Origin of the sequence: Massilia sp. TWP1-3-3, from assembly GCF_049897805.1 — a bacterium.
Lineage (GTDB): Bacteria > Pseudomonadota > Gammaproteobacteria > Burkholderiales > Burkholderiaceae_D > Telluria_A.
Window position 1 is genome coordinate 54,525 of sequence record NZ_JAFCWX010000029.1, and the last position, 14,608, is coordinate 69,132.

Consider the following 14,608-nt stretch of genomic DNA (forward strand, 5'->3'; position numbering starts at 1 on the left):
CGCTATAGTAGATGCTGGCGTTTCACTCACATCCACTCATGCGGCTGCTTCACACTTCCGACTGGCATCTCGGCCAGACCCTGCACAATTACGAGCGTACCTACGAACACCAGTGCTTTCTCGACTGGCTGCTCGACACCATCGTCGCCCACGACATCGACGCGCTGCTGATCGCCGGCGACGTGTTCGACACGGCCAATCCGTCGGCGGCGGCGCAAAAGCAGCTGTATCGCTTCCTGCAGCAGGCGCGCGCGCGTTCGCCCTTGCTCGACATCGTCGTCATCGCCGGCAACCACGACTCGCCCGGCCGCCTCGAAGCGCCCGGCCCGCTGCTCGAGGCGCACGGCACCAGCGTGGTGGGCCACGTGCTGCGCCTGGCCGACGGCAGCATCGACCTGGAGCGCCATCTGATCCCCTTGCACGACAAGACCGGCGCGGTAAGGGCCTGGTGCCTCGCCATTCCCTTCCTGCGCCCGGGCGACGTGCCGCGCCCTGAAGTGGAGGAAGACGAGGATGGCCAGGATGGCGAAGATGGCGAGGCGGCGAGCACCGGCCCTGTCTCAACGGACCCCTACCTGGCCGGCATCAGTCTGTTGTACGCACAAGCCTTTGCGCTGGCTAGCGCGCGCCGCAGCGACGGCCAGGCCATCGTCGCCATGGGCCACTGCCATATGGTCGACGGCACAGCCTCGCTCGAATCGGAGCGGCGCATCGTCATCGGCGGCACCGAGGCGCTGCCGGCCGGGATCTTCAACCCGGCGATTGCCTACGCCGCGCTCGGGCACCTGCACCTGGCCCAGCGCGTGGGCCAGAAAGAGCACCTGCGCTACAGCGGCAGCCCGCTGCCGCTCTCGTTCGCGGAAGTCCTCTACCAGCACCAGGTACTGCGCGTGGACCTGCTGGACGGCGCGGTCACGGTCACGCCGCTGATGGTGCCGCGCGCCGTTGAACTGCTGCGCGTGCCGCCGCAGCCGGCGCCGCTGGCCGAAGCGCTGGCCGCCCTTGAGGCGCTGGAACTGGCCGAACTGCCGCTGCACCAACAGCCTTTTCTGGAGGTGCGCGTGCTGCTTGAGGCGCCCGAACCTGGCCTGCGCGGGCGCATCGAAGCGGCGCTCGTAAGCAAACCCGTGCGCCTGGCAAAAATCGAACCGACCCGCAGGCTTGACGGCGACGCAGCCGCCCAGGCGCCGATGTCGCTCGACCAGCTCGCGCAACTGCAGCCGGACGATATTTTCCGCCGCCTGTACCTGCAAAAATACGGCGCCGACGCGCCCGACGACCAGTTGCAAGCCTTTGCCGAATTGCTCAACACCGCCGCCCCGATCGACGCCGCATGAAGATCCTGAAAATCAGCGGCAAGAACGTGGCCTCGCTGGCCGGTGAATTTTGCGTCGACTTCGAGCAAAAGCCGCTGGCCACGGCCGGCCTGTTTGCCATCAGCGGCCCGACCGGCGCCGGCAAGTCGACCCTGCTCGACGCGCTGTGCCTGGCCCTGTACGACGCCACGCCGCGCCTGCCCAAGATGCGCAGCGGCAGCCATCTGCCCGACGTGGGGAGCGAGACGGTGGGCGCGCACGACTCGCGCACGCTGCTGCGGCGCGGCGCGAGCGAAGCTTACGCCGAGGTTGACTTCGTGGGCAACGACGACGTGCGCTACCGCGCGCGCTGGAACGTGCGCCGTTCGCGCGGCAGGACCGGCGGCGCCTTGCAAAAAGTGGGCATGAGCCTGCACCGGCTGCCCGAACTGACGGCGCTGGGCGGCACCAACACCGAAGTGTTAAAAGAGATCGTCGAGCGCGTGGGCTTGTCGTTCGACCAGTTCACGCGCGCCGTGCTGCTGGCGCAAAATGAATTTTCCGCCTTCCTCAATACCGAAGAAAACGAACGCGGCGCCCTGCTCGAAACGCTGACCGGCAGCGCGATCTACAGCGCGCTGTCAAAGCGCGCCCACGAGCGCTTTCATGCCGAGAAAAACGCGATGCTGCAACTGAGCGCGCGCCTGGCCGACCATACGCCGCTGGCGCACGACGTGCGCAACGCACTGGAAGCCCAGTGCTGCGCCGCCGACGCCGCGCTGGCCGTGGCCGACGCGCAAAAGGCCGCGCTGGAGCGGGAGCTGCGCTGGCACCAGGAAGGCGATAAGCTGCACGCCAGCGAAGCCCAGGCCGAACAAGCCGTCGCGCTGGCGAACGCCGCGCGCGAGGCGGCCGGCGAACGGCGCCGCCGCCAGCAGACGCGCGAAGCGGTGGAGCCGGCGCGCGCGCTGCAGGCCGACAGCATGCGCCTGGCGCGCGAGTGCAGCGCGATCGAAGCGGCCATCGAAAGTGCCGGCGCCGAGCTGGCGTCGGCAAGCGCCGTCCAGGAACAGGCCGGCGTGGCGCTGCATGCCGCCGGCAGCACGCTGCACGACGCCGAACAGGTGCACATTGCGGCCGCGCCCCAGCTGGACCAGGCCAAGGCGCTGGACGCCAGCATCGCCGCCCTCGCCCCGTCCCACGCCAAAGCGCGCGATAACCTCGCGACCGCCCGCCACGCCCTGGCGCAGGCCGACGCCGCTGTGCAGAGCACGTGTGCGCAACTGGACCAAACCCGCGCCGCGCATGCGCAAGGCCAAGCCTGGCTGGCCGCGCACGCCCACCTGCAAACGCTGTCGCAGCAGTGGCCGCGCTGGGACACCTTGCTGACCCAGGCGCAAACTGCCGCCGCGCTGCACGCACGCACTGCGGGCGAGCTCGATGCCGCCGCGCTAGCCCTGCAAGGGGCCGCCGGCAGCGAGCAGCAAGCTGCCAAGGTGCTCGCCGCCAGCGCCAAGCAACTGGCCACGCTGGAAGCGGCGCGCCAGCAAGCCATCAGCGCGCTGGCAGCTTTCGACGGCGAGCAGTTGCGTGCGCAGCGCAGCGGCTTCGAGGAGCGCCGCGACAGCCTGGCCGTAGCCGAAAAGCGCTGGACCGAACTGGCAGCGGCGCGCGCCCGCCTGGACCGCGCGCAGGCGCACGCCGCCAGCCTGGCCGAGGCACATGGCGCAGCCGCGGTGGCGCTGGCAACGGCGCAAGCCCAAACTGGGGCCCTGGCGGCAGCGCTGGCGCAGTCCGAACGCTCGCTGCAGGTGGCCGAAATCGCCTGCGCCGAACGCGTTGTTGACCTGCGCGCCACCTTGAGCGACGGCCAGCCGTGCCCCGTCTGCGGCAGCGCCGAGCACCCCTACCAGCATCAGAACGCGGCCCTGGACGAGATGCTCTCGACCTTGCGCGGCGAAGTGTCGCGCTGCCGCGCGCAGTTTCAGGACAATGCCTCAATCATTGCAGCCCAGGGCGCCCTGCTGACCGGGCACGCCCAACAGTTGGCAGCGTCGCAGCGCGACGGGGCGGCGCTGCAGGGCGCGGTGGAACAATTGCAGGCAGCGTGGGACGCCTTGGCGCTGGCGCCGGATGGGCCGCCGCAGGCCTGGTTCGTGCGCCAGCAGGACGCTATCGGTGCGCTTGCCACAGCGCTGGACGTACAGGAGCGCGCCGCGCGCCTGGCCGCCAGCGCGCGCGACGCCGCCCAGCAAGCGTGCGACCGCAGCGCCACCGAACACGCGCGCGCGCAGCAAAGCGCGGTCGCCGCGGCGAGCGCGCATGCGCAAGCGGTCAGCCGCCACGGCGCGTTGCAGGAAAAGTGCGGCCACGCACGCGACCATACCGAGCACTTGCTGGCAGAACTTGATGGCGGCATTGACGCCATGCCCGGCTGGCGCGAGCAATGGCAAGCCGGCCCGGCGCAGTTTCACGCCGGGCGCGAGGCCGATGCCAGGCGCTGGCGCGAGCAATCCTTGCACCATGAAGGCCGCGCAACGGCGCTTATTGCGCTGGGCGCAGAGGCGTCCAGCGCCGCCCAGCGCCAGCAGCAGATGCAGCACTTGCGCGATGCCGCCGCGGCCGAATTTGCGCGCATCGACGCCGACATACTGGGCCACACAACACAGCGCGGCGCCTTGTGGAACGGGCGCGCCGTGCGCGACGTGGAACAGGAATTGGCGGGGGCAATAGGCGCCGCGCGCGCCGCACTGTCCACGCGCCAGGCAGCGAGCCAGCTGGCCGCGCAGGCGCACACCCGGGCGCGCGAGTCGCAGGCGCAGTTGCAGGCGCGCCTGGCGGCAGTGCAGGCACAGACACAGGAAGCGCACGCGCGCGTGGCCGCGTGGCTGGCCGCCTATTCGCAGCGCCACCTTCTGCTCGATGCGGTGCCCGGCATCGCCGAACTCGATGCACTGCTCGCGCTCGACGCCGAATCCTTGGCTCGGGAACGCGCCGCCCTGCAAGCGATCGACGCCGCAGCCGCCACCGCGCTGACGGTACTGGCCGAAAGGCGTAACCAGCGCCAGTTGCACTGCCAGTTGGCGCCGCCCGGCAGTGCCGGCGACGCGGACACGCTGGCCGCCGCGCTGCAAACACTGGAGGCCGGGCGCAAAGAGGCGCTGGACGGCGCGACGGCTTTGCGCCTGCAGCTAGCCCAAGACAATGTGCGCCGCGAACACGCGCAGACCATGATGGCCGACATCGAAAAGCAGCAACTGGTCGAGCTGCGCTGGGGCCGGATGAACGAACTGATCGGCTCTGCGGACGGAAAAAAGTTTCGCAATTACGCGCAGCAGTTCACGCTCGACGTGCTGCTCGGGTATGCCAACGCCCATCTGGGCCAGCTGGCCAAGCGCTACCGGCTCGAACGCGTCATCGCACCGTCCGGCCCTTCGCTCGGCCTGATGGTGCGCGACCAGGACATGGGCGGCGAAGTGCGCTCGGCCCATTCGCTGTCGGGCGGCGAATCATTTTTGGTGTCGCTGGCGCTCGCGCTGGGACTGGCCTCGCTCTCGTCGAACCGGGTGCGGGTTGAATCGCTGTTCATCGATGAAGGCTTCGGCAGCCTGGACAGCGAAACGCTGCGCGTGGCCATGGATGCGCTCGACGGCTTGCAGTCGATGGGCAGGAAGGTCGGCGTCATCTCGCACGTGCAGGAGATGACGGAACGCATCGCCACCCGCATCATCGTGCAGCCGGCGGGCGGGGGCACCAGCAGCGTGACGGTGCAGTAAGGGCGCAGGGCGCAGCGCAGGGGAAAAGCGGCAGCACGGCCTAGCGCTTGCACTCGCACGCCATCTTGACCTGGCCCCATCCCAGCTCGCGCCGGATCTGCGCGGCGTCCGGGGGCGGACGGCGCTGTTCGATGCGCGCACGCAGCCATTTGCGCACGCTTTCCTTGCTCGGCTGCTGAAACTTGGTCATCACACAATCCGTTTCCAGAAAAAGATCAATCGCCCCGACCAGTTAACGTTGCATGCCGTCTTCAGTTGACGTCAGTTGGCCCGGCCCGCCAATGATAAAATGCGCCCTTTTCACGCACCGAGCCCGCCATGACCAAACCTGCCCGCATCCTGACCTTCAAATGCATCAAATGCACCAAACCGGTGAAAGTATTCCTCCAGAAAGTTTCAGCCTGTTCGCATATTCAGCCCTATACAGGCGTGTGCGCCTGCGGCGAACCGCGCCGCTATGCCACAGGCGAAAAGCACGCTGTCGAATCGTTCCTGCACTCGGTTGACGGCAGCTGGGCGCATCATCACTGATGGTGGCCGCAGGTGGAAGGTGGCCGAAGGTGGCTGAAAAAAGTTTCGTGAATTTATTAAAGTTTTTAAACACAGTGTCGTTACCGGTCGTGACACCCGCTGCTTTATCTGCTTTTTAACGTTACCTAACCTGACTGACAGCCATGTCCATGTCCTCCGCCTCGGGTGCCCGCCCGCCCGCCTCTCCCACTCTTCCCGCCTTTGCGCAGGCAGCCGGGAAAGTTGCGGGCATGCAAACAACCTCCGCGAGCGGGATGATGCCGGCTGCATTGCCGACGGTCGATCCGGTCAGGTCGCGCGACGATATTGTCAGCCTCTCCAGGCAAGCCATCCAGGCCCGCGGCAACGATCTTGTCGTCTCGAGCAGTGATTCGGCGCAAAGTTTTGTCGGCCAGATCGCCAAGACCATGTTCGGCGATGTTGCGGAAACGGTAACGGTCGCCTACAACCTCGGTTCGCTCAAGAGCGCCGTGGGCGCGCCAGGCGCGGCCGATGAAAATGTGCGCGACGTCACCCTGGACCTGAAGCAAGACGCCAGCTTCATCGGCACCGGCCAGATTTCCACGCAAGATGGCCGCACGCTCGACTTTGAAGTTGAGGTCAAATACAAGTCGAATACCGACGAACAGACGCTGGCCGCCAAGCAGCGCATCGAAATGCCGGACGTGCTGGTGCTAACCGGCAAGCCGCTGCCGGCCATTGAATATCCGGGCAGCCTGAACGACCTGTTCAAACTGCTCAGCCGTGAACTGCGCACCGATGTCTCCGCCGGCGACAGCAGCGGCAACATGACCTTGCGCCTGCAGCGCCTGGTCGACAGCGCTGCCCTGCTGGCGCCGCGCGCGCGCCAGGACGATCCGCAAGCGAGCGCCGTGGAGCGCGCCAAGGCGATTGCCACGACCTATGGCAACGCGGCCGCCGGCGGCGCAAGCGCAGCCTGAGCACACCCCCGGCGCAGTATAATGGGCGCCTCGCCGCGCTGCTTTGGCACGCCCCTATCATCCGCTTTTGACTGAACCATGCTCCCAACTATTCCCGCCGACGCCGCCCCTGCACGCATTCAATGGACCGAGGGCGGCGAGACGCGCTCGGCGCGCTGGCGCTCCGAAAGCGGCATGCCAACCCCGAAAAAAGTCGTCATCGCCGACGACAAGACCCCCGCCGACCTCGCTTACAGGCTCGCTTGCGAAGGCACTGCCCTGCTGTGGCGCGGCGACTTTCAAAACGCGCGCCAGCTGCTGCAGGCGCTGGCGCGGCGTACCGACCACAAAAGCGACAAGGGCAAGCGCGCCAAGGCGCCCACGGCGCCCACCTCGCCCGCCCAAGCATTCCACCTGCACCGCCAGGCCCAGTCGCAGCGCGCCCGCACGCTGGCCATGCTGCTGTTGCCCTTCGATGCCGACTACACCATCCCGCTGCGCCGCGCGCCGGAAGTCAAGCTGGCCTGCAATGAAGCGTACGGGCGCAGCGACGAGCCGTTCGTGGCGTCGATGCGCGAGCTGCTCGGGGTGATCGGCGCGCATGAATGGCGCAAGAACGGCGTCGAGATCGCCGCCCTGGGCGAGCGCATCCATCCCCATTACGGCGTTTTTTCGCCGATTCGCGGCGAATACGTGGCGCTGGTGGCTGACACCGCGCTGCCCGACGGCGCCAAGGTCGCCTTTGATATCGGCACCGGCACCGGCGTGCTGGCGGCCGTGCTGGCCAAGCGCGGACTGCAGCATATCGTGGCCACCGACATGGATGCGCGCGCGCTGTCGTGCGCGCGCGAGAACCTGCACCGCCTTGGCCTGGAGCAACAGGTCGAGCTGATGAAGACCGACCTGTTCCCCGACCGCCGCGCCGACCTGGTGCTGTGCAACCCGCCGTGGCTGCCGGGCCGTCCGAGTTCGTCGCTTGAAAGCGCCGTGTACGACCCGGACAGCCGGATGCTCAAGGGTTTCCTGGGTGGCGTGGCGGCGCACCTGGCCCCGGGCGGTCAAGCGTGGCTGATTTTGTCGGATCTGGCCGAGCATCTCGGCCTGCGCCCGCGCGCCGAGCTGGACGCCTGGATCGCCGCTGGCGGTCTGCAAGTCATCGAGCGCCACGACGTGCGCCCCACCCATTCGCGCGCCAGCGACGCCACCGATCCTCTGCATGCGGCGCGCTCGAAAGAGGTCACGTCGCTGTGGCGTTTGCAGGCTTTTTGAGAAGCCCTTGTACAAACGACCGCGACGATATATAATTCGTCTGCGGGGTGGAGCAGTCTGGCAGCTCGTCGGGCTCATAACCCGAAGGTCACAGGTTCAAATCCTGTCCCCGCAACCAGAATTGAGCAGAAAAATAAAGGGTTACATGCTTCGGCTTGTAGCCCTTTTTTCTTTGTTCATTGACGGTTCAAGACCCGCCGCGAAGGGACCGACGCGATCAACGCCAACAGCGCATCGATATTCACAGGCTTGATCAGGTACTGCGCAAACCCAGCTTCCATCGCCTGTGCCTTGTCTTCGACTTTCCCGTAGCCGGACACGGCAATCGCATAGGGCGCCTTTTTGTCCAGTTGGGCGCGCAAGGCACGCATCAGGCTATAGCCGTCAAAGCCAGGCAGACCGATGTCGCAGATGAGTACATCAAAGTACTCGGCGCTTGCCCTCGCCAGTCCGCCAGGGCCATCGAACGCTGTTTCCACCGTGTAGCCAACGGCGCGCAGCAGCATGGCCAGCATTTGGCTCGCGTCGACATTGTCTTCCACCAGCAAGATCCTGTGGCTGTGCTGGCCATCGTCGGGCCCGCTGGCCGGCACGTTGTGCCGATGGGTACTTCCTGCCGGCAAAGGAAAACACAATGTGAAGACACTGCCATGGCCCAGCCCGGCACTTGTGGCCTGGACTGTCCCGCCATGCATCGCCACCACGTTTTGCACCACGTTCAAGCCAACGCCAAGGCCCCCTTCCGAGCGCGCGAGCGAGCGCGGACCTTGCGTGAACAAGCCAAATATGCTGGAGATAATTTCTGGCGAAATACCCGCCCCGTTGTCGGCGATGCTGATTTTGACTGTTGCGCCCTGGACCCAGGCGCGCACGACAATCGTGCCGCCGTCCTGAGTGAACTTCGATGCGTTGACCAACAGGTTGGAAAATACTTGCGCCAGACGCACCGGGTCGCCATAGAGCACGATATCGTCGGACGGAACATGCAGTTCAAGTTGCTGGCTGCGCTCGTTGATTCGCAACTGCACAGTTTCGACTGCGCTTGAGAGTTGCTCTGCCAACAGAATCGGACTGCACGCCAAAGTAATTTTCCCGCTATTGATACGGGCCGCATCGAGTAAATCATCGAGCAGTCGGGAAAGGTGCGAAACCTGGCGTTCGATTGTTTTTTGCACGCTCAACAATTGGGCCGAGGGCGCTGCAATTTTTCCCAGTATCGCCCCCGCCATACTGATGGGCGCGAGGGGATTGCGCAATTCGTGCGCCAGCATCGCCAGAAATTTGTTTTGCCGGGTATTGGCGGCCTCGGCCTCCTCGCGCAAGCTCTGGGCTTCGAAGGTCGCCAGGACCAGATTCTGGTTCACGCCACAGAGCAGTCGATTGTGCTCCAAAAGCGCGTCCCGTTCGGCCTCCACGGCGCGCAGGCGCGCCACTTCGTCGGCAAGGCCAGCCAGGGCCACATCCTCTTGGGCGCCGCTTGCCTGTTCCCATTGCGCTGGCTGCGGCGCCGGGTAGGAGAGATGGTTTTTCCGGGCCGGGCAGTCGGCCCCGGCTGGCTCGACAGACAATCGGCTGCCAGGCGCGGCTTGACCAGCATCCACTTCTTCACGGGTGCCGGCAACGCCAAAAATGTGATCTTGGTCCACCATAATAAGACTTTCGTATGCAGCGCCATTGCGCACGCCGAGGCTCGATGAAACCACAAAAATCGCCACCGTGCCGCGCAAGTGCGCGCGCAGAAGTCGCACGCGTCATGTTGAACGATCACGGAAGAAGCCGAACTTGAATTTAAACAATAGAATATTGGCATCGCTGCGTCTGTGGGATAGCACACATTGGCACGGGCCATGGTGGAGCCGTCAGCGCGAATGGGAACAGTGTGCGCTCGCGCGGCGTAGCGCTGCGCGCCTCGATGGAAGTGATGATGTGCGTGCGGCGCTAAGCACGCTGATCGCGCTGGCCGTCCTGGCCGTCCTGGTACACGCGCTGCTGCGCGGCCAGAAAACAGGACCTTGCAGCACGGCTCGCGCAATCACGCATCGCGCGCAGCACGAGCGCCCTTGCCGGTGTTAAGGCTACCGTTCAGGGTTCGACATTGATACGCAAGCTCACCCGACGACTCGATGGGTTGGCTCTGTCGGTGTAGTTGATGCTCTCTGCAATATAACGGTAGGAGGTGCCACTGCCGCTTGTGCGCGCAGGAATCGTGCGCCCGCCCGGAAAACAGCCGCTGATGCCTTGGGCCAGTACTTGAGCCTGTTCGTCGGCATCCTCATCGCTTCCCAATTTCCAGTTGCAACTAAAGAAATCCGAATCGTTCGCTATATAGCAATCTTTCGCGCCAGGAAAAATTAGACTGGAATGATAATCGCCGGTGTCGTCCGGTCCGGCGCGCAGCGCTTTAAATTTGTTGGGAACGTCATTGGTGACGCGCGCGAGCAAAGCACAAAAATCATCGGCGCGTGCTTGGCCAACGGGCAGGATCGATAGCGACAGGAGTAGCGTGACGGTGGTGCGATACATGATGGTCCCCTGGTGTGAACCAAAAAATCTATGCCTCGAGCCGAACGTGACGCATGTAACGCAGGCCTTCGTTGAGCGCATCGCCAACTTTCGCTGCGCCCCGCGAAGCGAGCGCAAACCCGGCTTGCGAGGCGGCAATACGCTCACTGGGCGTGCCGTGGTGGCTTGGTTTGTTGAACGCATAGTCGCCGATGCGCCTGAAGGTGTCGCCGGCGGACCACAACGAAATTGTCGAATCGCGCCGCTTCATCACGCCAAGGTACCAGCCGGCCACGTAGTCGGCGTGCAACTCGGAGCGGCGCACTGTCGGTTCGCCCTGCTCCAGCTGCGGCCCCAGGGCGTGCTTGAACTGCAGTATGTGGGCGAATTCATGCGCCGCGATGGCGATAACGGCAATACCGTTGTCTTGATAGCGGCTGAGCAGGTCATCGAACAGTTCGCGCCCGAACAGCACGCTGCCCCAGGTACCGGAGGTACGCGTGTCCGGCGTAGCGCAAGCGTTCATGCCGTCACTGTCGCGGTAAAACGAAAAGGAAGGCGCCACTTCAAAACGGGCCGAGGCGCGGGCTAGTGCTCGGCCCAGAAGTTTGTCGAGCTGCGAATCGCCCGATGATTCCAACAACGTCTGGTCCTGTGCAATGTCGCTGATGGGGCCCGGGTTCAAGCCGTGATGGGAATTGACGCGACCGATTAAAAAGCAACCGTGCGACACGCTGTCCGCTGCGACCGGTCCGCTGCGCACGGCAAGCGCACAGGCGGCGCATTTTACAAATTGCCTGCGTTCCATGGCAGCTCCTCTCAATGTGTTCGGATGGACACACCGTTGGCGTAACCGGGCGGATAGGGCATATTGCAATAGCATGGCGTGCCGATCGCACCACTTTGATTGATGATGCACCAGAAAGTGGGGGTCTGGCATACGTTGGTCAAATACTGCTGTGGCTGTGGCTGTGGTTGTGTTCGCGGTTGCGGTTGCGGTTGCGGCTGTGGAGCGGGTTCGTTCTGCCCACCAGGGCAATTTCCCTCGCCGAAATAGCAGCCGTCGCCGCCAGTGGCCTTGTTACCCTTGATGTAAGTCCCACTGCTGCGAATCGATGGCTTGGCCGCCGCAGCGCCCGCACTGCCATGCGTCCCCGGCCATTGGCACATGCCGGTTTGCGGCAACAGGGACACCACCAGTAACAACGCAAGCTTGTTCATGACCGCCTCATGCTGAGAAACAACGTTGGATCCCCACTTACTCTTTGAAATCGACGCCATAGACGGGGGCGATGTCGGCGTCGAGCAATTCCTTGATTCGGTCGGTCGAGATAGCGCCACCCCTGCTGGCGTTGCGCACAAAACGGGTTTTCAGCGCGGCAATCGAGGCATCGACGGTCCAGCGTTCGGGCGACCATAGGCGCCCGGCATTGGCGAACGACGCGCGAATGATCCCGCAATCGGCCCCTTGCGGCGCATAGGCCGGGCATCGGCTGCTGCCTACCTGACCAAAATAAGCGAGGCGGCGGCCAACGCCCCGCGTGGACGATTGGGCCGAGAAATATTCGAAACCCACAACCTGTGGCGAGTAATTTGCCACCGTGTGCTTGTTCGCATCAATATAGCGGCGAAAAATGACCGCGTGGCCCGAGCCGTTCAACCGGGAAAACGCCAGCACATCGCCTCCCAGCATCCGATCGAAGGGGACAATCTCGCCGATGCCGAAGCGGCTCAAGGCGTCGCCGGGTCCGCGCGATTGCACGCCCTTGAACTGATAGAGGTGCGGACGGATGTTTAGGTACTTGCTCTGCTTCCAATGGCTGATCGGGAACTTGACGAAGACCTCAGACACCTCTTTGCCCACTTCGTTCAGCGTTCGGATCAAGACCTCGGCGACGGCGGCAACGCACATGGTCTTGCCACCATTAGTTGCAGGGATGCAGCAGGCGTCGCCATAGTGGAGGTCTTCCGTGAACGAGGAGTTGATATCGTAGTTCCGACCGCCAAGTTCGCGCTCCATCTGTTCTGTGGTGCGCAAGATGACGCTGTTCAGATCATTGGCCGCGTGCGCCGCGCCACTGAGCAGCAGGACCGCGGCGATCGATGTCAGCTGCATCGGCCTGGCCATTTTGGTACGGACCAAGCACCGACAGATTTCTGCATAAGAGAATAGATTTGCGCTCATTATGGCTCGCGACGTGGGTGAGGTTTTCTCGGATAGCGTCAAACAATCTTCCCACTTCGCTTGTTTTTTCATAGCACTTGTTTTTGATGCGATGCAAACGTCGTGCTGGCGAGACGGATAGCGCCTCTTTGACGCCGCCGCAGCACGCAGCCGGCAAACCGCATCAAAACAGGATTACTGGCCGTGCCAACATGGCTTGTCACGCTTCAAGCGCGGCAGTATTGCCGCCGGGGCGATGGTGGCACCGATAGCGCCGCTCTTCCAGCGCCCTCTTGAAATTCCCCCCAGCATCGGCCCGCTTGCTGCTATACTCCGGCCTCGAAAAAATGGCCCTGCAGCACGGGCTGTGCAATCGTGACCTTGTTGAACCGAGCCCGACTCTCGCAGCCGGGCTTTTGCTTTTCCGGCGCTGCAGATGAGAGATAAAAAAGACTACGCAACATTCGACCTGCCCGGTTTTGGCCCTGCCAGCGCACTGGGCAATCCTGTGGCCGAAGCGCGCCGCACGACCGTGCCGCGGCAACGCAAGATCGCCGCCAAGCAGCACCAGATGGAACTGCTCGACGCCACCGACGCCAGCGGCCTGCCCGTGTGGCGGCGCGATGACAATACCGACCTGACCGGCCTGCCCAACTGGGCCGCAGCCTGACGACCCTGTTAGACTTGGGCCGTCCCCCTTTAATTGACGGCCGTATCACATGAATCCAATTCCCTTTACCACCCTGCCCTTGTCCGCCACCTTCCTGGCCAACCTCGACACGCTGGGTTACCACCAGATGACGAACATCCAGGACAAGAGCCTGCCGCACGTGCTCGAGGGGCGCGATCTGATCGCGCAGGCCAAGACCGGCAGCGGCAAGACGGCCGCCTTCGGCATCGGCATCTTGCACAAGCTCAATCCGGCCTGGTTCGCCGTGCAGGGCCTGGTCCTGTGCCCCACGCGCGAACTGGCCGACCAGGTCGCCGGCGAACTGCGGCGCCTGGCGCGCGGCGAAGGCAACATCAAGGTCCTGACCCTCACCGGCGGCACCGCCATGCGCCCGCAAGTCGCGTCGCTCGAACACGGCGCCCACATCGTGGTCGGCACGCCCGGGCGCATTCGCGACCACCTGGGGCGCGGCACCATCAACCTGGCCAACGTCCAGACCTTGGTGCTGGACGAAGCGGACCGCATGACCGACATGGGTTTTTACGACGAGATCGCCGGCATCGTCAGCGCCTGCCCCAAGCGGCGCCAGACGCTGCTGTTTTCGGCCACCTACCCGGACGACATCCGGCGCGCCACCGAGCTGTTTTTGAACAACCCGGTCGAAGTCATCGTCGAAGCACAGCACGCGGGCGACCAGATCGAGCAGCGCTTTTACGAAGTGGGCTTCGACGAGCGCGACGCGGCCGTGGGCAAGCTGCTCAAGCATTTCAAGCCGGTCTCCGCGCTCGCCTTTTGCAACACCAAGGTCCATTGCCGCGAACTGGCCGACGAATTGCGCCAGCAAGGCTTTTCGGCGCTGGCCCTGTACGGCGAACTCGAACAGCGCGAGCGCGACGAAATCCTGGTACTGTTTTCAAACCGCAGCTGCTCGGTGCTGGTGGCAACCGACGTGGCCGCGCGCGGCCTGGACATTGCCAACCTCGGTGCGGTGATCAATGTGGACGTGTCCAAGGATACCGAAGTGCACATCCACCGCGTGGGGCGCACCGGCCGCGCCGGCGAATCGGGCCTGGCCCTGTCGCTGTGCGCGCCCAACGAAAAAAAATGGGTCAAGCTGATCGAAGAGTACCAGCATGCGCCCGTCAGCTGGTTCAAGCTCGACGAACTGACCGACGAGAGCGACGAAGCGGCGTTGGCGCCCATGGTCACGCTGTGCATTTCGGGCGGCAAGAAGGACAAGCTGCGCCCAGGCGACCTGCTGGGCGCGCTGACCGGCGACGCGGGCTTGACCAAGGAACAGGTCGGCAAGATCAATGTCACCGAATTCCAGACCTATGTGGCGCTCGAGCGTGGTGTGGCCAAGGATGCGTTCAAACGCCTGAACGCCGGCAATCCGTTGGGCCGGGATTTTGGCAACATCAAGGGGCGCAGCTTCAAAATGCGCTTTATCGACGTGTAAATGGTTTGGTGCGGCGCGTCAT

At 64.4% G+C, this 14,608-nt stretch carries 13 protein-coding genes and 1 tRNA gene; 8 read left to right on the plus strand and 6 right to left on the minus strand.

Annotation, left to right across the window (positions count from 1 at the left end; genetic code table 11):
* Positions 1-38: 38 nt before the first annotated feature.
* Positions 39-1,337, plus strand: a complete 1,299-nt coding sequence (locus ACP7D4_RS22500) for an exonuclease SbcCD subunit D C-terminal domain-containing protein (protein WP_426107072.1) — start codon at positions 39-41, stop codon at positions 1,335-1,337.
* Positions 1,334-5,071, plus strand: a complete 3,738-nt coding sequence (locus ACP7D4_RS22505; protein ID WP_426211418.1) for an AAA family ATPase — start codon at positions 1,334-1,336, stop codon at positions 5,069-5,071. The genes ACP7D4_RS22500 and ACP7D4_RS22505 overlap by 4 nt, the downstream gene beginning before the upstream one ends.
* 40 nt (positions 5,072-5,111) lie before the next feature.
* Here the strand turns inward: ACP7D4_RS22505 and ACP7D4_RS22510 are convergent, their stop codons facing one another.
* Positions 5,112-5,261 carry a hypothetical protein gene (locus ACP7D4_RS22510; protein ID WP_426107069.1) on the minus strand — a complete coding sequence of 50 codons (150 nt, stop codon included), beginning with the start codon at positions 5,259-5,261 and terminating at the stop codon, positions 5,112-5,114.
* Between the two features lie 128 nt (positions 5,262-5,389).
* Between ACP7D4_RS22510 and ACP7D4_RS22515 the strand changes: the two genes are divergently transcribed.
* From ACP7D4_RS22515 to ACP7D4_RS22530, 4 genes are all read left to right on the plus strand, one after another.
* On the plus strand, positions 5,390-5,602 hold the full coding sequence (locus ACP7D4_RS22515) for a hypothetical protein (RefSeq protein ID WP_426107068.1): 213 nt from the start codon (positions 5,390-5,392) through the stop codon (positions 5,600-5,602).
* A 230-nt stretch (positions 5,603-5,832) separates the two neighbouring features.
* Positions 5,833-6,543 carry a hypothetical protein gene (locus ACP7D4_RS22520; RefSeq protein WP_426211420.1) on the plus strand — a complete coding sequence of 237 codons (711 nt, stop codon included), beginning with the start codon at positions 5,833-5,835 and terminating at the stop codon, positions 6,541-6,543.
* Between the two features lie 78 nt (positions 6,544-6,621).
* Positions 6,622-7,791, plus strand: a complete 1,170-nt coding sequence (locus ACP7D4_RS22525) for a methyltransferase (protein WP_426107066.1) — start codon at positions 6,622-6,624, stop codon at positions 7,789-7,791.
* A 41-nt stretch (positions 7,792-7,832) separates the two neighbouring features.
* Positions 7,833-7,909, plus strand: a tRNA-Met gene (locus ACP7D4_RS22530).
* Positions 7,910-7,967: 58 nt separating this feature from the next.
* Here the strand turns inward: ACP7D4_RS22530 and ACP7D4_RS22535 are convergent.
* The 5 genes from ACP7D4_RS22535 to ACP7D4_RS22555 form a co-directional block, all read right to left on the minus strand.
* Positions 7,968-9,518, minus strand: a complete 1,551-nt coding sequence (locus ACP7D4_RS22535) for a hybrid sensor histidine kinase/response regulator (protein ID WP_426211421.1) — start codon at positions 9,516-9,518, stop codon at positions 7,968-7,970.
* Between the two features lie 355 nt (positions 9,519-9,873).
* On the minus strand, positions 9,874-10,314 hold the full coding sequence (locus tag ACP7D4_RS22540; RefSeq protein WP_426211422.1) for a hypothetical protein: 441 nt from the start codon (positions 10,312-10,314) through the stop codon (positions 9,874-9,876).
* Between the two features lie 28 nt (positions 10,315-10,342).
* The gene (locus ACP7D4_RS22545; protein ID WP_426211423.1) at positions 10,343-11,101 is read right to left on the minus strand and encodes a hypothetical protein; all 759 of its coding nucleotides are present in this window, start codon (positions 11,099-11,101) and stop codon (positions 10,343-10,345) included.
* Positions 11,102-11,112: 11 nt separating this feature from the next.
* Positions 11,113-11,514, minus strand: a complete 402-nt coding sequence (locus ACP7D4_RS22550; protein ID WP_426211424.1) for a hypothetical protein — start codon at positions 11,512-11,514, stop codon at positions 11,113-11,115.
* 37 nt (positions 11,515-11,551) lie between these two features.
* Positions 11,552-12,409: a hypothetical protein gene (locus ACP7D4_RS22555; protein WP_426211425.1), complete on the minus strand. Its 858-nt coding sequence runs from the start codon at positions 12,407-12,409 to the stop codon at positions 11,552-11,554.
* A gap of 484 nt (positions 12,410-12,893) precedes the next feature.
* Here ACP7D4_RS22555 and ACP7D4_RS22560 point away from each other — a divergent pair, with 484 nt between their 5' ends.
* Both ACP7D4_RS22560 and dbpA read left to right on the plus strand, forming a co-directional pair.
* On the plus strand, positions 12,894-13,127 hold the full coding sequence (locus ACP7D4_RS22560; protein ID WP_426211426.1) for a hypothetical protein: 234 nt from the start codon (positions 12,894-12,896) through the stop codon (positions 13,125-13,127).
* Between the two features lie 49 nt (positions 13,128-13,176).
* Positions 13,177-14,586 (plus strand): ATP-dependent RNA helicase DbpA, encoded by a 1,410-nt coding sequence (dbpA, locus tag ACP7D4_RS22565; protein WP_426211427.1) that lies wholly within the window; start codon positions 13,177-13,179, stop codon positions 14,584-14,586.
* The last annotated feature ends 22 nt before the right edge of the window (positions 14,587-14,608 follow it).